The sequence below is a fragment of the Haloarchaeobius baliensis genome, from assembly GCF_052060055.1.
Classification (GTDB): domain Archaea; phylum Halobacteriota; class Halobacteria; order Halobacteriales; family Natrialbaceae; genus Haloarchaeobius; species Haloarchaeobius baliensis.
This window is the reverse complement of sequence record NZ_JBPPFR010000001.1, coordinates 866,327-884,033: the sequence shown is the minus strand read 5'-3', so window position 1 is coordinate 884,033 and position 17,707 is coordinate 866,327. Positions and strand designations below refer to the sequence as shown.

The window sequence follows — 17,707 nt, the reverse complement described above, 5'->3', positions numbered from 1 at the left end:
TGAGGCAGTGAGCCGACGCTCGCGCGAGGGATGAGCGAGGGAGCCTGCGACCGAGCGAATCGGCTGGGGAGGCGTGAGGTGCGGTGCGGTCGCGGTCGGGCGGGACTGAAAGGGGCGACGTTGTCGACGACGGCGGACGAAGCAAGCACCGCAGGCACGAGGAGCGCAGCGAGTCCTCCGAGTCGAGAACGTCGGGGCTTTCTGGCTGTTGTCGTCACCAGCAGGTCCAATGACTAAGCCGAAGGCAACTCGCAGGAAACCAACAGTCAGAACCTACCCAGAACCAGCAGCATCCGCGAACACGAACTCTCGCAGCAGCTTCCCACCCAGCGAAGCAGCCTGCCCGTCGTCGCGGTCGTTGACCTCGACCACGTCGAACCCCACCACGTCCCCGGTCGCACCGACAGCCCGAACGACGTCCCGCATCTCGCGGGGCGTCAGCCCGAAGGGTTCCATGGTCCCGGTCCCCGGTGCGAACCCGGGGTCCGCGCCGTCGATGTCGACCGAGCAGTAGACGTCCCGGTCGCCGAACTCGGGCGTCCAGTCGGCCACCTCGTCCGGCGGCACGACGGTCACGTCGTCCTGGCTCGCTCGCTCCCACTCGGCTTCGCTTCCCGTTCTCGCGCCGAGGATCACCGCCTCGTCCGCCACCTCCAGCACGTGCCGGGTGACGGTCGCGTGGCTGAGCTCGTTGCCGTCGTACTCCGCCCGCAGGTCGAGGTGGGCGTCGAGGCAGACGAAGACGTCGGGGTCGGTGGCGCGGACGTTCGCCAGCGTGACGGTGTGCTCGCCGCCGAGGACCAGCGGCGTGGCGTCGTCCCACACCACGTCCGTGCAGACGCCTTCGAGGTAGTCGAGGTACTCCGCGGCGTCGTCCCAGGCGCGCACGTCGCCGTGGTCGGCGACGCCGAGGTCGGAGAAATGGCTGTCCGTGTGGTGGTCGTAGTCGTCGAAGGTCTCGGCAAAGCGCCGGATGCGGTCCGGTCCGAACCGCGTGCCCGGCTGGAAGGTCGTCGAGACGTCGAGTGGAGCCCCGACGACCACGTAGGCTGCGTCGTCGCGGTCGGCGATGGCTCCGGGGAACATCGGCCTCAGACGATCTTTCGCTGGTCGTCGAGTTCGAGGTACTCGATCTCGTCGTCGGGCTCGAGTTCGAGGTCCGCCGGGATGGACATCGAGAACGTCTCGTAGGTGTCGAGGTCCATGACCTGTGCGACGGTGTCGGACTCGACGGAGACGACCTGGCCGCCCTTCCGCTCGATGATGGGGACCCAGCACTTCGCGTCGACGGGCTGGGACATGGAGCGCTTCTTGCCGTCGAAGACGCCGACGGCCTCGACGCGGGCCTTCGCGCTGCCGTGCTTGCCCGGCTTCGCCGTGGAGTAGCCGTTGATCTTGCAGGCGACGTCGTCGATCATCACGTAGCTGCCCTCCTGAAGGTCACGCACTTCCTTCTGCTCTTTAGCCATGTGGCGGGATTCTGCCCGCGTGTGTATAAACCGTTTGGAACGGCGCCAACGAGGTGCTCTGTGGGCGTAGCGACACGCCCCACGACGACGCGTCGGTCAGCCCGACGCGAGGGCGGCTCAGGCGCCCTCGATGATTCGCGAGACGCGGGCCAGGCCCTCCTCCAGCTCGTCGGTCGGGAGCCCGAAGCCGAGCCGCCAGTACTCGGGGAAGCCGAACAGGTCGCCGGGTGCGAGGACGACGCTCTCCTCCTCGACGACCCGGACGCAGAACTCGCGGCCGTCGTCGAACCCCGATGGCACCGTGACGAAGCCGTTGACGCCGACGGGGTCGTACCAGTCCAGCCCGTGCTCGTGGACGAACTCGCGGACGATGGCCCGGTTCGTGGCCGCCAGCTCGCGGTTCTCGCGCAGGATGTCGTCCTCCTGCTCGCCGAGGGCCTGTCGAGCGACGTGCTGGCCGAAGATGGGCGGCGAGATGGTCGTGTAGTCCTTCCAGCGCACCGCGTCCTGCACGACCGTCTCCGGCCCCGCTATCCAGCCGAAGCGCAGTCCGGCCAGCCCGTAGGCCTTCGTCAGGCTCGTCGTCGAGATGCCGTGGTCGCCCATGCTCGCGACCGGCGGGAGCGGCTCGTCGTCGAGCAGCCGGTACACCTCGTCGCAGAGCAGGTAGGCGTCGTGTGCGGCGGCCACGTCGTACAGCTCGCCGACGACGGCCTCGTCGTGGTACCGGCCGGTCGGGTTGTTCGGGTTGTTCAGCACGACCAGCTTCGTCTCCGGGCGCATCGCGTCGGCGACGGCGTCGACGTCGAGCGTCCACGCGGGCTCCTGCAGGTCGACCGTCGTCACGTCGCAGATGGACTCCGGCACCGCCTGCAGCGCCTGGTACGTCGGCGTCACGACGACCGCGTGGTCGCCGGCGTCGAGCAGCGAGAGGAAGACGAGCAGGTTCGCCTCCTGTGTGCCACAGGTGAAACACACCTCGTCGGCCCCGCGGTCGTAGCGCTCGCCGACCTCGGCGCGGAACTCGGGGTCCCCGTCGGTCGGGATGACGTAGTTCAGCTCGCCCGGGTCGGTGTCGAAGCGCGAGGAGTCGAGGGGGCGGATGCCCGACTCCGCGAGCATGATGTCCGCTCCGTGTTCGTACTTGCCGAACCACCGCTCCAGTCCGAACTCGGCGATGTCCATACTCGAACTGTGTGCGGCGACGAGAAACGTGTACCGGCACCGGGTCCAGTGTCAGTCCTCGCCCCGCCGCTTCCGCATGTTCTGCCTGGTGAACTGCGGCTGGGCGCGGATGCCCTTCTTCTCGCGGAAGGAGAGCCAGAGCAGGATACCACCGACGACGCCGACGGCACCGGAGACCCCCGCGGCGTACAGCGAGGCACCCTGGTAGAGGTACGCCGTCGCGAGGATGGAGAAGGAGAACACCAGCCCGTAGACGATGCGCTTTGCGAGCCGGTCGATGACGCCCTTCTGGTCGTTCAGCTCGACCTGCAACGTGAGGTTGCCGCGCTGGGCGCGGTCGAGCGTGTTCTCCAGCTTCGGTGGCACGCGGAGCATCGACTGGGCGGACTCCCAGGCCTGCTCGCCCGTCTCCTCGACGTACTGCTTGATGGACTCCTCGCGGTAGCCCTGCTCGGTGAGGTACTCCGTCGCCGTGCTGATGAAGTCGAAGTCCTCGTCCAGCGTGACACAGACCCCCTCGACGACGGTCGCGACGCGGAGCACGAGCGCGAGGTTCTCGGGCAGCCGGAACGGGAACTCGTAGATGGAGTCCTCGATCTGGCTGACGATCTGGTTCACGCGGTACTGCTCGATGTCGTCGCCGCGGGCGTCCGCGATGGCGAGCTCCATCACGTCGCCCATCACGTCGCGGTCGGCCTCCGGCGAGAGCGTGCCGATGGCGATGAGCGAGTCGAGGATGCCGTCGATGTCCTGGTTCGCGACGGCGATGTAGAACTCGACGATGCGGTCCTGGATGTACTCGTCCACGCGACCGGACATCCCGAAGTCGTAGAAGACGATGGTGCCGTCGTCGGTGACCGCGAGGTTGCCCGGGTGGGGGTCGGCGTGGAACACGCCGTCCTCGATGATCATCTGGAGGTACGTCTCCTGGAGGGTCTGGGCGACCCGGCTGCGGTCGATGCCGAGCTCGTCGAGGCGCTCGACGTCGTTAATCTTCGTCCCGCCGACGTACTCCATGGTGAGCACCCGTGCGTCGGAGTAGTCGTCGAGGACCGCCGGGATGCGGACGCCGTCGAACTCCGCGAAGTTCGCCCGTATCTCGGTGAGCATCCGCGCCTCGCGCTCGTAGTCCATCTCCTCGCGGATGGTCTTCGCGAACTCGTCGGCGAGGTTCTCCAGCGAGAACGCTCGCGCCTCGCCGACGAAGCGCATCAGGATGGGGAGCGACCACTTGATGACCCGGAGGTCGGCCTCGACGAGCGACTCGACGCCGGGTCGGCGCACCTTCACCGCGACGTCCTGGCCGCGGACCGTCGCGCGGTACACCTGCCCGAGGCTCGCACCGCTGATGGGGTCGGTGTCGAACTCGTCGAACGTCTCCGCGACGGGCCCGAGCTCCTCCTCGAGGACGACCCGTGCGTCCGCCCAGTCCGCTGGCGGCACGTCGTCCTGCAGCGAAGAGAGCACGTCGATGTACGCCTTCGGAAGCACGTCGGGCCTGGTCGAGAGCAGCTGGCCGAGCTTGATGAACGTCGGGCCGAGCGTGAGCAGCGACGAGAGCAGGTGCTCGGCGCGCCGGACCTGCGTCTCGCGGTCGACCTGCCGGCGGCCGCCGAACAGCAGGTACCGGCGACGGTCGCGAGCGTAGGCGAACAGCAGCGGGAGGAACTGTCTCGCCACGACGAAGAAGCGCCAGTACGCACGAAGGTTGACCAGCGTGACCACCCCGGCTTACTCGTCGTCGCTGATCTCGATGCGGGTCTCCTCCGCGCGGCGCTTCGGGAGGCGGAGCTCGAGGACGCCACGGTCGACCGAGGCCTCGGCGCCTTCGGCGGTCGCGTCCGGCGGGAGGGGTAACTCGGCGTCGAGGAACATCGAACGGTCCTCGCGCTCGTAGCGGAACTCGGCCGGCACGTCCTTCTCGCGGCGCGCTTCGAGACGCACCCGGCCGTCGCTCACGACGATGTCGAGCGTCTCGGAGGACACGCCCGGCAGGTCGACGACGAGGAGGTAGGCCTCCTCGGACTCGAGGAAGTCGGCGAACACGGCGTCGGGCAGGTCCCGCAACGCGTCACGCAGCGCTGACATGCACTTCACTTGGGAGTCGGGGACGAAAAAGGCCGCGGAGACGGAACCGACGCGTGTCAACTCCCTGCACGCCCGGGCCGGGAGGTGGCTCAGCCCGTTGCCGAGAGGAGGATCTCGACGAGGAACACGGCCGCGGCGGCTCCGAGACACCAGATGACTGCTCGCCGGAACAGGTACGTCAGGTAGCCGGCCCGTGTGCCGGTCACCACCGAGCCGGTGAAGCCGACCAGCCCGTCGTTGGCGACGAGGACGGGCTCGCTGTCGCGCTCCGCCACGATGCCCGTCACCGTCGCGGTGTCGCCGGGTTCGAGCTGGCGTGCGGTGAGCCTGAACGAGACGTCCTCGTGTTTCATATCCGGGTTTTGTAGGAAGCTCCCCTGCCGGTTGCTCGCGAACTGCTTCGCCGCGGCGAGGTCACCGTCGCCCGTGTCGATGGGCTCGCCGTACAGCCCCATCCCGTCGGGGTCGACACGGATGTGGCCGGTGTCGTCGTCGAGGTCGAACGCGACCGAGTGCCGGTACCGGTCCTCGAAGTCCTCGCGGGTCTTCCGGTCGTCCAGCTCGTCGTACGGGTTGTTCCGCCGGGAACGTACGTCGTTCCGGTAGACGAGACAGCGGTCGTTGGTGATGGGAGAGGTCGTCGTCCCGTCGGCCGGCTCGACCGTGCCGGTGACGGTGACGCGCTCGCCGACCGCCACCGATCTGACGGACTGCGGCCACCACGTCGCGACACGTGGCAGCGACCGGAGCATGAACAGGCCGACGAGGACACCGACCGCGGCCGCGGTGACCGCGACGGCCTGCCACCGGGGCAGAGATGTGAACCACCCGACAACATCGAGCATGTATTCGTTGCGTGCCGCTCCGAACAAAAAGACATCGGCTCACTGGAGCAGCGGCGTGAGCCCGAGCGCGACCAGACCGACACCCAGCAGCGTCGGGACGACCGCCTTCCAGCGGAGCCGCCCCACGACGCCAGCCTCGGTCGTATCGGAGACGAGGAAGCCCGGGCCGACGAGCCGCTCCAGCCAGGAGCCCGTCCCGTCGGCCGGCGGCCCGGCCACGACGCCCTCGACGCCGCTGCCGGGTCGGCGGTTCGCCCGGGCGTGGCTGAACACGTACGCACCGTCACCCGGGTCGAGGCGTTCCTCGACGTAGCGACGGTCGTTGCCCGTCGAGAACGTGACGACGCCGAGGTCGAGCTCGCGGTCCTCGTCGTCGACGCGGTCGTTCGCGTCGATGAACTGCTGGACGCGGTGGGGCGGTGCGTCCCCGCCGTCGACCCGGATGGTGTCGTCCTCCCCGAGCGAGAACTCGGCACCGTCCGGGTCGACGAGCACCCGACCGGTGTCGTCCGCGAGGACGAACGGCCGCAACCAGACCCCCGAGTCGACGGTCTTCCAGTGGCTGTGCTTGCCGGACTGCTGGTACTCCTCGACGGTCCAGCGGCAGACGAGGCAGTCGGTGCCGGTGAACGGTGCCGAGACGGTCTCCTCGTGGACCGCCGCGACACCCTCGACCTCGCACGTGCCGCCGTGACGGAGCCGGTACGTCGGGATGGGGTCGTCGCGACCGATGCGGTAGGCCTTCGCGCCGACGACCGTGCCGTAGCCGAGCGCGAGGAGCCCGGCGAGGGCGAACAGCTGGTGGAAGGGCGTGAACGTCATCGTCCGGCGGTTCGAACCGTAGCGTATAATAATCGATATGTCTCCGGCCGTCGTCCCGTGCGACAGTCCCGCACGTTTTTGCCTCCGCCCGCGGTCTCTCCGAACATGGACGAACGCAGGCGCGAGTCCGGGTTCCGCGAGCGGACTCGCATCGACGACGCGAGGGAGCGCCTCCGCGAGGCGGTGTCGCCGGTCGACAGGACGGAGACGGTCGCGGTCGCCGACGCGGACGGGCGGACGCTGGCCGAGAGCGTGGCCGCTCGTCGGGCGGTACCGGGGGAGTCGCGTGCGGCCGTCGACGGGTTCGCGGTGGCGGCGAGCACGACGTTCGGCGCGAGCGACCGGTCACCCGCGCTGCTTGCCGCCGACGGCGACATCGGCGACGGCGGTGGCACGCGGGGCGCACACCGCGTGGACGCCGGCGAGCCGCTCCCGTCGGGCGCGGACGCCGTCGTCCCGGTCGGCGGGGCGACACGCGTCGACGACACCGTCGAGGTGTTCGACCCGGTCGCCGTCTGCGATGGCGTCGCGTCGGTCGGCTCGGACGTGGCCGCCGAGCAGTCGATGTACGACCCCGGCCGGCAGCTCCGCCCGCCGGACCTCGGACTGCTGCGCGCCGCGGGCGTGGAGACGGTCACCGTCAGGGAGCGGCCGCGGGTCGCGGTCGTCCCGGTCGGTGACGACCTCGTCGACGACGAGCCCGGCCCCGGCGAGAGCGTCGAGACCGACTCGCTGACCGTCGCCCGGCTCGTCGAACGCTGGGGCGGCGTCGCCCGGCGTCAGGACCCGGTCGGCGACGAGGTCGCCTCCATCGGCGAGGCGCTCCAGGAGGCGGCCGCCGGGGCCGACGTCGTCGCGACGACGGGCGGCTCGGGCCTCGGTGAGTCCGACCGCGTGCCCGACGCGCTCGCGAGCGCTGGCTCGCTGTTCGTGCACGGCATCGCGGCGACGCCCGGCGAGTCGCTCGGGCTCGGGACGGTCGAAGAGACGCCGGTCGTGGTCCTCCCGGGCGGCCCCGCAGCGTGTGTCGTCGGTGCGGTGCAGTTCCTCCGGCCCGCCGTGACGTGGGCCGAGGGGCGCGAGCACGAGGAGCCGCCGACCGGCCCCGCGATGCTCGCCCGGAAGGTCCCCTCGGAGCCGGGCGTCAGGACGTACGTCCGGGTGCGGTTCGACGCCGAGGGCGGCCAGCGCGTCGCGGTCCCCATCCGGAGCGACGGGCCGCTGTCGCACTCCTCGGTGGGCCTCGCTGACGGCTGGGTCGAGATACGCGAGGGCATCGAGGGCCTGCCGGAGGGCGACCTCGTCGCCGTCCAGCGCTGGGGGTGGTCGCCGTGAGGAAGGAGTTCCGCGAGCTGGCATCCCCCGAGGCGGCCCACGAGGCCATCGCCGGGCTCGACCTCGAACCCGACTCCGAGACCGTGCCGCTGGCCGAGGCACGCGGTCGGGTGCTCGCCGAGCGCATCGACGCCGCGCGCGACGTACCCGGCTTCGACCGCGCGAAGCTCGACGGCTACGCGCTCCGGGCGAAGGACACCTTCGGCGCGAGCGAGACCGAGCCAGCGACGCTCGACCTCGTGGGCCGGGTGGACGCCGGCACCGAACCCGACGTGACCGTCGGCGTCGGCGAGTGCGTCGAGATATCGACCGGCGCGGTGATGCCCGACGGCGCGGACGCGATGGTGATGGTCGAGGAGACGGACCGCGTGGAGAACGGCGACGGGGGCGAGCACGTCGCCGTCAGGACCAGCGTCACCCCCGGCGGGAACGTCGCCTTCGCCGGTACCGACGTCGCGGCGGGCGAACGCGCGCTCGGCCCCGGGACCCGGATCACCCCTCGCGAGATCGGCCTGCTGTCGGCGCTCGGCGTCGACGCGGTGCCGGTACGGGGCAAACCGACGGTGGGTATCGTCTCGACTGGGGAGGAACTCGTCAGACCTGGCGAGGAGCTCCACGACGAGCGTGGGCAGATCTACGACGTGAACAGCTACAGCGTCGCCGCCGGGGTCGCCGACGCCGGCGGAATCCCCGAACTCTACCCGCACACCGGCGACGACTACGACGAGATGGAATGGGTCCTCTCGCAGGCCGCCGACGAGTGCGACCTGGTGCTCTCCTCGGGCAGCACCAGCGCGAGCGCCGTCGACGTGGTGTACCGCGTCGTCGAGGAGCGCGGCGAACTCCTCGTCCACGGCGTCGCCGTCAAACCGGGCAAGCCGATGCTCGTCGGGGAGCTCGCGGACAGCGCGTACGTCGGCCTCCCCGGCTACCCGGTCTCCGCGCTCACCATCTTCCGCACGTTCGTCGCCCCCGCCATCCGCCGGGCAGCCGGCCTCCCCGAGTCCACGATGGCGACGACGACCGGCGAGCTCGTCGAGCGCGAGCGCCACGCCGAGGGGCGCCACCGGTTCGTCTCCGTCGGGCTGGTCGAGTCTGGCGACGGCCGCACGCTGGTCTACCCCGTGGACAAGGGCTCCGGCGCGACGACCAGCCTCGCGGAGGCAGACGGCGTCGTCGAGCTGCCCGCCGACGTGACCTACCTCGAGTCGGGCGAGACCGTCACCGTCCAGCTGTTCTCGCCGGACGTGCGCCCGCCGGCCGTCTTCGGCGTCGGCGAGGACGACCCCCTGCTGTCGCTCGCCCTCGACCGCGTCTCGTCGGCGCGCTACCTCGGCGTCGGCACGCGTCCCGGCCTCCGGCGGCTCCGCGCCGACGTGCCGGACGTGGCAGTCGCCGCCGGTCCCGTCGACCTGGACCGCGAGGGCGAGAGCGACGAACCCGAACTGCTGGCGGACTGGACCCGCGAGTGGGGGCTGGTCGTCCCGCACGGCAACCCCGACGAGGTGTCTGGGCTGGCCGACCTCGTGGACCGCGAGCTCCGGTTCGTCAACCGGACCACTGCGTCCGGACTCCGGACCACGCTCGCGAACGCGCTCGCGGACCTGGCCGAGGACCGCGGCGTCGAGCGCCACGACGTCGTCGAGGCCATCGACGGCTTCGACGCCGGGCGGCGGGCCCACGAGAGCCCTGCCCGGGTGGTCCGGTCGGGCGACGCGGGCGTGGCACTCGGGCTGCGTGCGACCGCGGAGAAACTGGACATGGCCCTCGTCTCCTGTGGACACGAGCGCGTCCGGCTGCTCGGGAACCCCGAGCGTGTGGGGAAGCCGGGCGTGCAGACGCTCGTCGCGGCGCTGGCTCCGGAGTCTGGGCTCGCGGACGGGCTGGCGGGCTACTCGCTGTAGGTCGTCGCCCCTGCGCCTCGTCCCGCGAACCCGACACTGGAACAGTCGTGTCGCATCGAGATACCGCAATCAACGCTCGTGAATCGATTTGGGGCGTCGACCTGCAACCATACATCGGCCGGTCATCTCCCGGTGGGAAACATTATTTGTACCCGGTACGAACCGCCGACAGGACGATGTCCGACTCCGTCGAGATCACCGGCAGACACGCCCGACTGGCGCTGTTCGGGGTCACCGTGGCCGGGCTCGCGATGGCCGTCGTGCTCGTCGGGGTCTCCGTCGGCGGTACCCGAGGTGTCGCGGTCGCGGCGCTCCTCTCGGGGGTCGCGGTCCTCGTCGCGGTCGGAAGCTGGCGGAGTCTGACCGGAAAGGCCGTCGGCCCGGTGATGGGGACGCCCTGGGACATCACGTACGACCGGTACGCCTTCCCCGGGCAGGCGGCCAAGGACCGGTGGCTGCGGACGGTCCATCGGCTGCCCGACGGCGATGAGGAGGACGAAGAGGACTGATTCTCGGGTGGCGACTCAGTACCGGTCGTCGGCCCACAGATCAGCAAAGGTCTCGACGCGGTGGTCGCCCATCACGCAGTGCCCGCGGAAGTCGTGGCCGTGGCGTTCGACGTGGATGGCGTCGAGCCCGGCGTTCCAGGCCGCGCCCACGTCGCCGCTGCCGTCGCCGGCGAGGACACCGCGTCCCTCGGTCGGGGCGCCGCCGTCGGTGGCGACGGGCGGGGTGGTCAGCCCCATGTCCCGCAGCGCGTGGAAGACCGGCGTCGGGTCGGGCTTCCAGCCGGTGTCGTCGGTGCAGCAGACGATGGCGTCGAACCAGTCGCGGATGCCGACCTCGTCGATGACGGGGTCGGCGAGGAATTGCTGGCAGTGCGTGACGAGCCCGACGGGGCAGTCGAGGTCGCCGACGAACTCGGCGTCTGCGTGGAGGAACGTGTTCTCGGCGCGGACCTGCGGGTCCTCGACGGCGTGGAAGGCGGGCCAGAACTCCGCGGGGTCGATCCCCCACGCGCGGAGCTGTTTGTCGCGGCTGCCCGTGAGCCCGTGCCAGAGGGTGTGGGCCTCCTGGTCGGTGAACCGGCGGCCGAGACGGTCGCCGACGCGGTCGAACACCTCGCGGGTGTACGACCAGTCCACGTCGACGAGGGTGCCGTCGAGGTCCAGCAGCCAGTAGTCGTACTCGGGCGGCATCGGGTACTGAACTAGGTCGCTTCCCGGTAAGTGTCTTCCGGGGGTGTGGAACCGTGTGACTCGGGGCCAGAACCGCCCCACAGGGCCCAGACATGCCACGATACTGCCTGTCGGGAATCGTCGCCCGCGTTTAAGGCCCATGACGATGAACGGTCACGTATGTACGACACGGTGCTGTTCCCCACCGACGGGAGTGACGCGACGAACAGGGCGCGACGCCACGCCATCGACCTCGCCAGACAGTACGACGCGACGCTGCACGTCCTCTCCGTGGTCACCGAGGACCCCTACCGCGACGAGACCGCTGCGGAGCGGGCGACCGAGGAGGCCGAACGGACCGTCGAGACGGTCGGGAACGCCGCCCGGGAGGACGGCGTCGACGTGACGACCGCCGTCCGGCAGGGCGTCCCCCACGAGGCCATCCTCGCCTACGCCGAGGAAGCCGACGCCGATATGATCGTCATGGGGACCCACGGTCGCACCGGCGTCGACCGGGCCATCATCGGAAGCGTCACCGAGCGCGTCGTCCGGACCGCGGACGTGCCGGTGGTCACCATCCGGATGACCGACGAGCCGACCATCCACGACGCCGACGAGGCCACCGAGCTCGCGCTGGAGGAGCTGAGCGCCCACGGCTACGACGACCCGACGGTCACCGAGGAGCCGTACCGGACCACCGGCTCGTGGATCGTGCCCGCGACGGCCGGCGACCGCAGGGTGCAGGTCCACATCGACGCCGCGTCGGGCTCGGCACGCATCGCCCGCCTGCGGGACTGACACGCCGTCGACGGTCGCTCACAGCTCGTCGACGACGTGGATGGAGCTCCCGAGGTACTTCGAGAGCGCCTCGCTCGTCGAGTCAGCGTTGAACAGGTCGAGGTTCGCGCCGACCGCGGCCTGCAGCGCCTCGCGGTACGCCTCGTCGGTCCGCAGCTCGCGGAAGGAGGCGTCCTCGACCGGCACGCCGAGCGCCTCGGAGAGCAGCTCCCGGGCGTGGGCCGGGGCGTTGAACTCGCCATGCCAGCAGTGGTCGCGGAAGAAGAGCCAGCCGTCGCTGCCGGGCTCGGGAGCCGACCAGAAGACGGTCGTCTCGAACGTCGCCGGGTCGACCGCCACCCGCCCCTCGGTCGGGGCGAGCCGGAAGCGCACCCGGACGACGTACGCCGCCTGCACCGCTAGTGCTCCGCGTTCAGGATCTCCGCCATCTCGATGTCGTTCCCGGTGATGCCGCCGGCGTCGTGCGTGGTGAACCTGATCTCCAGCTCCTTGTACCGGATGGTCATCTCCGGGTGGTGGTTCTGTGCCTCGGCGATCTCGCCCGTCAACTGTGCGAAGTTGACGCCTTTCATGTAGTCGTCGAACTCGAAGACCCGGACGATCTCGTCGCCGTCCCGTTCCCAGCCCTCGGGAAGCTGCTCGTCGACCTCCTCGTCGGACAGCACGTCTGCCATACCCGAGCCAAGGGCGGGCGCCGGGATAATCGTTGGGGGCCCGGCACCACGACGGAGTGGGGCGGTCACCAGCTGGTCTCCACCCGGTCGCCAGTCGACGCCACCCCAAAGATTACGCCCCGAACCGTCGACGGTTCCGACGTGCATCCGCCCTCCAGACGACGGCTCCTCGCGGCCGTCGGCACCACCGCCCTCTGTGGGTTCTCGTCGGGTCGCCCGGCGCAACAGCCGACGCCACGGCTCGCCGTCGCCGTCCACCCAGACACGCGGTTCGGCTGGAACGAGACCACGCGGTCCGTCCGCGACGCGGTCCGCGTCGGCGTCGAACAGGTCGCCGCCCGTGCAGAGCGTTCCCTCGGCGTGACGGTCGAGACGAGCATCACCGAGGGTGACCCGGTCCCCCCGGACGGCGTCTCGACGACCGACCAACCCGCCCTCTTCGACAGCGTCGAGCGCTGGCTCCGCGACCGCGACGCGTACGACGACGGTGCCTGCCACCTCTACCTCCCGCGGCTCCCGTTCGACCAGGCCCTCGGCTACGGCGCCGCGAACCGTGACGTGGCCAGCGGTGGCGCCGTCGCGTTCGCGAACCTCGGCGCGACCGAGCTCTGGGACGACCGCGCCGTCTCCGAGAACATGGCCGTCCACGAGTGGCTCCACACCGTCGTCCGGCCCGATATCGCGGCGGCGGTCAACGGCAGCCGGTGCGAACACGATCTCGGTGCGGTCGTACGGCGCGACCTCGAGACCGTCGTCGTGACGCCGCTGGCGACCTCCTACGCCGACGACACCCTCCTCGGCGGGGAGACGCGCTGGCACGGCTCGGGCTGTTACGACCACGCGTCGTTCGCGACCCACGACGGGCGCGAGCTCGAGCCCCGGCACTGGACGCACACCTGGCAGCTGAGCGACGCGACGCTCCGTGCCACGACGCGCTACGTGGACGAGTACCTCCGCTGAGAACGGCCAGAACCCTCAGTCGTCGTCCGTGACGACGCTCGCCGGGAGGTCGACGTCCTCGTCGCCCGCCGTCATCGCCCCGACGAACGCCGGCGGGGAGCCGCCGAACTCGGGGTCGAACAGCTGGAGCGCCGTGTTGATGGTCGCCCAGTCGTCCTCGGCGGCGGCGTCACGCAGGCTCTTCGTCGGCGGGGCGAGCAGCTGCCCGACGAGCGAGTCCGCCATCGACTCGACGACCTCCCGCTCCTCGTCGTCGAGGTCGAGCTTCGCGAGGGCGGTCTCGACCTCGCGGGCCTTCACGCGCTCTGCAGACTCGTACATCGCCGCGATAACCTCGTCCGCGCGCTTTCGCTTGTACTGGTCGAGCAGGAGGTCGAACTCCGTCTCGACCATCGTCTCGACCTCGCCGGCCGCCTCGCGGCGCTTCTCACGCGTCTCCGCGGTGACGTCCTCGAGGTCGTCGAGGTCGTACACGTCGACGGCGTCCAGCTCGCGGGCCGCCGTCTCGACGTCGCGTGGCTGTGCGAGGTCGAAGACCGTCCGTTCGCGTCCGTCGTCCAGATCTGTACGGGCGATGACGGGGTCGTCGCTGCCTGTCGCGGTGACGACCACGTCGGCATCGCGCGTCGCGCTGTCGAGGGCCGCCAGCGTGACCGCCCTGGCGTCGACCTCGACCTCGCCGACGAGGTGCTCGGCGTGCGGGAGCGTGCGGTTCGCGACGACGAGCTCCGCGACGCCCCTGTCGGCGAGCGCCCGTGCCGCGAGCGTCGCCATCTCGCCCGCACCGACGACCAGTGCCGTCGACTCGGGGAGGTCGCGCTCGGCGGCGACGAGGTTCGCGGCGGCCGAGCCCAGCGAGACGACGCCCTCGTTGATGTCGGTCTCGTCGCGGACGCGCTCGCCGACGTGGATGGCCTTCAGCACGGCGTCGTCGAGCATCGGCCCGAGGCCGTCGGCGCCGCGGGCGTCCTCGTAGGCCGAGCGGATCTGGCCGAGTATCTGGTCCTCGCCGAGGACGATGGACTCGAGGCCGGCGGCGACGCGAAGCAGGTGCCGCAGGCTCTCCTCGTGGTCCATCCGGACGACCGCGTCGTCGTTCTCCACGGGCTCGGCGTAGGATTCGAGCGCCGCCCGGCCGGTCGCCGGGTCGTCCGCGACGACGTACGCCTCTGCCCGGTTGCAGGTGTGCAGACAGAACGCCTCGTGGACGCCCTCGCGTGCGGTCAGGTCGGCGACGACCTCGCGCTGGGTGGCCCCGCTGGCCGCCGCGATGTCGTCGACACTGGCGACGGAGTGCGAGACGCGAACGCCGGAGATGACGCCAGAGGCACCTATCATGGTTCGTCGAGTGCGCGGTCGGCGACGACCTCGCGCGCTATCTGGCGGAGGTTGGGGTTACCTGTACGTAAAACTGTCCAAACGTCGGGCGACCGAACCACGTCCCGTACCACGGTGCGCCGCCTCTCTGGCGGGACCTCGCTGGCCTGCAGCTCCTCGCGGACGAGGCCGGTCAGCTCCGCCATCGCACCCGCGCCCTCGATGTCCTCCTCGAGGGTCTCGCGGAGGTGCTTCGACAGGGCCGGCGACGCCCCGCCGGTCGAGATGGCCACCACGACGGGGTCGTCCCGGACCGTCGCGGGTACCACCACGCTGCCGGGGTCGCGCCCGCCGTGCGTGTCGGTCCGGTTCACGAGCACGTTCCGCGCCGTCGCGGCGGACTCGATGGCCGCGTTCAGCTCGCCGTCGTCCGTCGCCGCGACGACCAGCGCCGGGTCGACCCGGTCCAGCCAGTCGTCGACGTCGTCCGGGGCGAGCGCCGCACGGACCATCTCCACGTCCCCGAACTCCGAATCGTCGGCGAACGCCGGGCTGACGACGACGACGCGGGCCTCGCGGGCGAACCGCCGGGCCTTCCGCGCGCCGACGCGGCCGCCGCCGACGACGAGGACGGTGGTACCGGTGAAGTCGTGGAGCAACGGAATCATCGACATCGCCTCCGGTGTGGTGGCATCAGCTCTACCGGAGCGAGGGAAGCGACGGACAAAAGCTCACCGGGGGGTCCCACCGGGTGGGAATGCACGGCGTGGGGCGCCGCGACCGCGGTCACCGGGCCTCGACTTCGGCGTCCGTGTTCGCGTCGGCGCGCTCCGCGAGCCGGATGCCGGTCTTCTTCAGGATGCGCGAGGAGAACAGCGAGTCCCAGTCGCCGTCGTCAACGTCGCCGGACTCCGTCCGGCGGGCTGACGAGGGTTCCTCGTCAACGTCCCAGTATTCGGCCATCTTCTCGCGCACCTGCTCGATGCGCTCCTGGCTCTCCGCCTCGCTACGGCCGTGGGTCATCGCGAAGAAGTTGTACGGCCAGACGCCGTCGTGACGCGGGCGCTCGTAGCAGTGCGTGACGAAGTCGAGGCCGGCGACGGCGGGGCCGACCTCGTCGACGACGTCGTCGGGCACGTTCCAGACGGTCATCCCGTTCTCGGTGTAGCCGAGCGCGTAGTGGTTCGGGATGACGCCGACGCGGCGGATCTTCCCCTCGCGCTCGAACCGGCGGACCGTCTCGACCACCCAGTCGACATCCTCGCCGAGCGTCTCCGCGACGTCCCGGTACGGCGTCGCAGTCACCGGGAACCCGTCCTGTATCTCCAGGACGAGGTCGCGCTCGCGGGGCGTCAGCGTCTTGCGACCGGAGGGTTCGACGCTCGGGCCCAGCCCGGTGAGGTCCAGGTCGCCGTCCGCGATGGGGCCGTCGAGGTAGAACTTCGCCTCGACGCGGAACTCCTGCTGTTTCGGCAGGTTGTACGTCTCCTGTCCCGTCTCGGCCTCGATCTCCGCGAGGACGGACTCGACGCGGTCGTCTGCGGTCTCGTCCTCGCCGTCGGCCACCGAGAGCACGAACCACATGTTGAGGTGGGGGTGCTCGCGCTCGTAGTTGTGCGCGACCTCGCGGTGGGCGTTGACCTGCTCCGCGACCTCGTCGAACCGGTCCTCGGGGGCGTGCATCGCGACCAGCGTCGCGGTGCCGCCGATCTCCTGTGCGTTGACGAGCGGCCCGAAGCGGCTCAGGACGCCCTCGTCGTCGAGCGTCCGGACGCGCTCGACCAGCTCGTCGGCGCTCACCTGCACGCCGCGGTCCCGGAGCGCGGCCGCCGCCGGGTCGAACGGTCGGCGGACCACCGGGAACCCCCCCTGGAAGGCGTTGACGACGGCGCGGTCGGTTCTGTCCAGCTCGTACTCCACGGCCCGTCCCATACCCCCGTCTGGGGTTCGCGCGGGTAAAAACGGCGCGCTCTCCGTGTTCCGCTGCAGGGACGAGCTCGGACCAGGTCACGAACCACCACAACGCACTTGCCGGGCTCCCGAGAGACATCGGACGATGGCGACAATCCGGACCGCGACCGTCGCGGACCTCGCCGCGATGCGCACCTTCGAGCGCGAGTTCGTCGGCCACGACGTGTCCCCCGCGGTGTTCCGCGAGCGGTTCGAGCAGTTTCCGGAACTGTTCGTGCTCGCCGAGACGGCCGACGACCAGGACGGCAGCGAGGGCGTGCTGCTGGGTGCGGCGTCGGGCTACGCCGACGGACCGGAGGTCGACGACGACACCGCCGTCCTCGCCGCCATCGGCGTCAGGAACGGGTACGAGGGCAACGGCATCGGCCGTGAGTTGCTGACAGCGTTCGAGGACGGTGCACGGGAGCACGCCACCGTGGTCAGCGTCGCCTCGGCCGACGACGTCGAGGGGTTCTACCGGGCCTGCGGCTACGAGCCGTCGCTGGTTCTGGTGCAGGTCGCCGAGGACGAGCTGCCGACCGGGTACGCGGACCGCGTCGACGTCGTGGACGAGCGCAGCGAGGACGGCATCCGGTTCCTCTACGTCGGGTTCGACGAGTACCGTCCGGCGGTCCGTGTCGACGCACGCGACCGGCTCGGGGGCTCCGCGGCGAACACGATATTCAGGAAGGAGCTGTAGCGACCCGCCGGTCAGTCGCCGCGGACGCCGGTGACGTCGTAGCCGAGCTCCTCGATGCCGGCGACGATGCCCTCGTGGTCGGCCGACGCCTCGTAGTAGATCACCACGTCGAAGCTCCCCTGCCGGAGGAGCTGCTGGCACTCCCAGACGAACTCCTCGCCGTCGATGGTGAGTCCCTGATGCTGGTTGGAGGAGAAGTCGGGGTCGTCGTTGCCGGAGTTGACGTAGACGTCTTTCGGGTCGTGGCCCGCGTGCTCGGCGATGACGTCGCCCGCGTCGAGCGTCGCCTGCATCATCTCAAGGTCCTCCTGGCCCGAGTACTCCGTGTGGACGATGACGCCGTTGAGGTCGATGTCGCCGGGTTCGAGCAGTGCCTTCGTCCGCGTCACGAGGTCGTCGTCGATGGCGTCGGTCATTGCTCGACCGGAGGCCCTGGTCACTCAAATCGCTCACGGTACGGTCGTGCCACTGGTCGTGCGAAA

General features: G+C 70.5%; 20 protein-coding genes. 6 read left to right on the top strand and 14 right to left on the bottom strand.

The genetic code is table 11. The features are described 5' to 3' along the window. Positions 1-273: 273 nt before the first annotated feature. The 7 genes from speB to ACSG06_RS04495 form a co-directional block, all read right to left on the bottom strand. Positions 274-1,086 carry an agmatinase gene (gene speB / locus ACSG06_RS04525; RefSeq protein WP_440989077.1) on the bottom strand — a complete coding sequence of 271 codons (813 nt, stop codon included), beginning with the start codon at positions 1,084-1,086 and terminating at the stop codon, positions 274-276. A gap of 5 nt (positions 1,087-1,091) precedes the next feature. Then, positions 1,092-1,469, bottom strand: coding sequence for a translation initiation factor IF-5A (locus ACSG06_RS04520; protein ID WP_440989076.1), 378 nt, complete (start codon positions 1,467-1,469; stop codon positions 1,092-1,094). Between the two features lie 117 nt (positions 1,470-1,586). Then, on the bottom strand, positions 1,587-2,654 hold the full coding sequence (locus tag ACSG06_RS04515; RefSeq protein ID WP_440989075.1) for an aminotransferase class I/II-fold pyridoxal phosphate-dependent enzyme: 1,068 nt from the start codon (positions 2,652-2,654) through the stop codon (positions 1,587-1,589). A 51-nt stretch (positions 2,655-2,705) separates the two neighbouring features. Beyond that, positions 2,706-4,379, bottom strand: a complete 1,674-nt coding sequence (locus tag ACSG06_RS04510) for an ABC1 kinase family protein (RefSeq protein ID WP_440989074.1) — start codon at positions 4,377-4,379, stop codon at positions 2,706-2,708. A gap of 6 nt (positions 4,380-4,385) precedes the next feature. Further along, on the bottom strand, positions 4,386-4,742 hold the full coding sequence (locus ACSG06_RS04505; protein WP_440989073.1) for an Hsp20/alpha crystallin family protein: 357 nt from the start codon (positions 4,740-4,742) through the stop codon (positions 4,386-4,388). An 89-nt stretch (positions 4,743-4,831) separates the two neighbouring features. Further along, entirely contained in the window at positions 4,832-5,587 is a 756-nt protein-coding gene (locus ACSG06_RS04500; RefSeq protein WP_440989072.1) for a hypothetical protein, read from the bottom strand. Between the two features lie 39 nt (positions 5,588-5,626). Further along, positions 5,627-6,409 carry a GIDE domain-containing protein gene (locus ACSG06_RS04495; RefSeq protein WP_440989071.1) on the bottom strand — a complete coding sequence of 261 codons (783 nt, stop codon included), beginning with the start codon at positions 6,407-6,409 and terminating at the stop codon, positions 5,627-5,629. Positions 6,410-6,514: 105 nt separating this feature from the next. Here ACSG06_RS04495 and ACSG06_RS04490 point away from each other — a divergent pair, with 105 nt between their 5' ends. From ACSG06_RS04490 to ACSG06_RS04480, 3 genes are all read left to right on the top strand, one after another. Then, positions 6,515-7,744, top strand: coding sequence for a molybdopterin molybdotransferase MoeA (locus ACSG06_RS04490; RefSeq protein ID WP_440989070.1), 1,230 nt, complete (start codon positions 6,515-6,517; stop codon positions 7,742-7,744). Next, positions 7,732-9,648, top strand: coding sequence for a molybdopterin biosynthesis protein (locus ACSG06_RS04485; protein WP_440989069.1), 1,917 nt, complete (start codon positions 7,732-7,734; stop codon positions 9,646-9,648). The genes ACSG06_RS04490 and ACSG06_RS04485 overlap by 13 nt, the downstream gene beginning before the upstream one ends. A gap of 176 nt (positions 9,649-9,824) precedes the next feature. Next, positions 9,825-10,157, top strand: a complete 333-nt coding sequence (locus tag ACSG06_RS04480; RefSeq protein ID WP_440989068.1) for a DUF8000 family membrane protein — start codon at positions 9,825-9,827, stop codon at positions 10,155-10,157. Positions 10,158-10,172: 15 nt separating this feature from the next. On the opposite strand, the gene ACSG06_RS04475 is transcribed toward ACSG06_RS04480, so the two are convergent. Further along, positions 10,173-10,847 (bottom strand): HAD family hydrolase, encoded by a 675-nt coding sequence (locus ACSG06_RS04475; RefSeq protein ID WP_440989067.1) that lies wholly within the window; start codon positions 10,845-10,847, stop codon positions 10,173-10,175. A 159-nt stretch (positions 10,848-11,006) separates the two neighbouring features. Here ACSG06_RS04475 and ACSG06_RS04470 point away from each other — a divergent pair, with 159 nt between their 5' ends. Further along, positions 11,007-11,624: a universal stress protein gene (locus tag ACSG06_RS04470; RefSeq protein WP_440989066.1), complete on the top strand. Its 618-nt coding sequence runs from the start codon at positions 11,007-11,009 to the stop codon at positions 11,622-11,624. An 18-nt stretch (positions 11,625-11,642) separates the two neighbouring features. Here ACSG06_RS04470 and lwrS read toward each other — a convergent pair whose 3' ends face one another. Both lwrS and ACSG06_RS04460 read right to left on the bottom strand, forming a co-directional pair. Next, entirely contained in the window at positions 11,643-12,020 is a 378-nt protein-coding gene (gene lwrS, locus ACSG06_RS04465) for an LWR-salt protein (protein WP_440989065.1), read from the bottom strand. Between the two features lie 2 nt (positions 12,021-12,022). Then, positions 12,023-12,298 carry a 4a-hydroxytetrahydrobiopterin dehydratase gene (locus tag ACSG06_RS04460; RefSeq protein WP_440989064.1) on the bottom strand — a complete coding sequence of 92 codons (276 nt, stop codon included), beginning with the start codon at positions 12,296-12,298 and terminating at the stop codon, positions 12,023-12,025. Positions 12,299-12,439: 141 nt separating this feature from the next. On the opposite strand from ACSG06_RS04460, the gene ACSG06_RS04455 reads away from it, so the two are divergent. Continuing rightward, entirely contained in the window at positions 12,440-13,258 is an 819-nt protein-coding gene (locus ACSG06_RS04455; RefSeq protein ID WP_440989063.1) for a hypothetical protein, read from the top strand. 15 nt (positions 13,259-13,273) lie between these two features. Here ACSG06_RS04455 and hemA read toward each other — a convergent pair whose 3' ends face one another. The 3 genes from hemA to ahbB form a co-directional block, all read right to left on the bottom strand. Continuing rightward, positions 13,274-14,596 carry a glutamyl-tRNA reductase gene (gene hemA / locus ACSG06_RS04450; RefSeq protein ID WP_440989062.1) on the bottom strand — a complete coding sequence of 441 codons (1,323 nt, stop codon included), beginning with the start codon at positions 14,594-14,596 and terminating at the stop codon, positions 13,274-13,276. Beyond that, on the bottom strand, positions 14,593-15,243 hold the full coding sequence (locus tag ACSG06_RS04445) for a precorrin-2 dehydrogenase/sirohydrochlorin ferrochelatase family protein (RefSeq protein ID WP_440989061.1): 651 nt from the start codon (positions 15,241-15,243) through the stop codon (positions 14,593-14,595). Before ACSG06_RS04445 ends, hemA begins: the two co-directional genes overlap by 4 nt. A 118-nt stretch (positions 15,244-15,361) precedes the next feature. Next, positions 15,362-16,507: a siroheme decarboxylase subunit beta gene (gene ahbB, locus ACSG06_RS04440; RefSeq protein ID WP_440989060.1), complete on the bottom strand. Its 1,146-nt coding sequence runs from the start codon at positions 16,505-16,507 to the stop codon at positions 15,362-15,364. A 124-nt stretch (positions 16,508-16,631) separates the two neighbouring features. Between ahbB and ACSG06_RS04435 the strand changes: the two genes are divergently transcribed. Continuing rightward, a complete protein-coding gene (locus ACSG06_RS04435; protein ID WP_440989059.1) occupies positions 16,632-17,225 on the top strand; it encodes a GNAT family N-acetyltransferase in 594 nt (197 codons plus the stop codon). Positions 17,226-17,236: 11 nt separating this feature from the next. Here ACSG06_RS04435 and ACSG06_RS04430 read toward each other — a convergent pair whose 3' ends face one another. Next, positions 17,237-17,641 (bottom strand): DUF5778 family protein, encoded by a 405-nt coding sequence (locus ACSG06_RS04430; protein WP_440989058.1) that lies wholly within the window; start codon positions 17,639-17,641, stop codon positions 17,237-17,239. Between the last annotated feature and the right edge of the window lie 66 nt (positions 17,642-17,707).

Bases quoted from the DNA above. Each gene is read 5' to 3' on its own strand.
- speB (WP_440989077.1), bottom strand. From the start codon at position 1,086: ATGTTCCCCGGAGCCATCGCCGACCGCGACGACGCAGCCTACGTGGTC.
- ACSG06_RS04520 (WP_440989076.1), bottom strand. From the start codon at position 1,469: ATGGCTAAAGAGCAGAAGGAAGTGCGTGACCTTCAGGAGGGCAGCTAC.
- ACSG06_RS04515 (WP_440989075.1), bottom strand. From the start codon at position 2,654: ATGGACATCGCCGAGTTCGGACTGGAGCGGTGGTTCGGCAAGTACGAA.
- ACSG06_RS04505 (WP_440989073.1), bottom strand. From the start codon at position 4,742: ATGTCAGCGCTGCGTGACGCGTTGCGGGACCTGCCCGACGCCGTGTTC.
- ACSG06_RS04500 (WP_440989072.1), bottom strand. From the start codon at position 5,587: ATGCTCGATGTTGTCGGGTGGTTCACATCTCTGCCCCGGTGGCAGGCC.
- ACSG06_RS04495 (WP_440989071.1), bottom strand. From the start codon at position 6,409: ATGACGTTCACGCCCTTCCACCAGCTGTTCGCCCTCGCCGGGCTCCTC.
- ACSG06_RS04490 (WP_440989070.1), top strand. From the start codon at position 6,515: ATGGACGAACGCAGGCGCGAGTCCGGGTTCCGCGAGCGGACTCGCATC.
- ACSG06_RS04480 (WP_440989068.1), top strand. From the start codon at position 9,825: ATGTCCGACTCCGTCGAGATCACCGGCAGACACGCCCGACTGGCGCTG.
- ACSG06_RS04475 (WP_440989067.1), bottom strand. From the start codon at position 10,847: ATGCCGCCCGAGTACGACTACTGGCTGCTGGACCTCGACGGCACCCTC.
- ACSG06_RS04470 (WP_440989066.1), top strand. From the start codon at position 11,007: ATGTACGACACGGTGCTGTTCCCCACCGACGGGAGTGACGCGACGAAC.
- ACSG06_RS04460 (WP_440989064.1), bottom strand. From the start codon at position 12,298: ATGGCAGACGTGCTGTCCGACGAGGAGGTCGACGAGCAGCTTCCCGAG.
- hemA (WP_440989062.1), bottom strand. From the start codon at position 14,596: ATGATAGGTGCCTCTGGCGTCATCTCCGGCGTTCGCGTCTCGCACTCC.
- ACSG06_RS04445 (WP_440989061.1), bottom strand. From the start codon at position 15,243: ATGATTCCGTTGCTCCACGACTTCACCGGTACCACCGTCCTCGTCGTC.
- ahbB (WP_440989060.1), bottom strand. From the start codon at position 16,507: ATGGGACGGGCCGTGGAGTACGAGCTGGACAGAACCGACCGCGCCGTC.
- ACSG06_RS04435 (WP_440989059.1), top strand. From the start codon at position 16,632: ATGGCGACAATCCGGACCGCGACCGTCGCGGACCTCGCCGCGATGCGC.
- ACSG06_RS04430 (WP_440989058.1), bottom strand. From the start codon at position 17,641: ATGACCGACGCCATCGACGACGACCTCGTGACGCGGACGAAGGCACTG.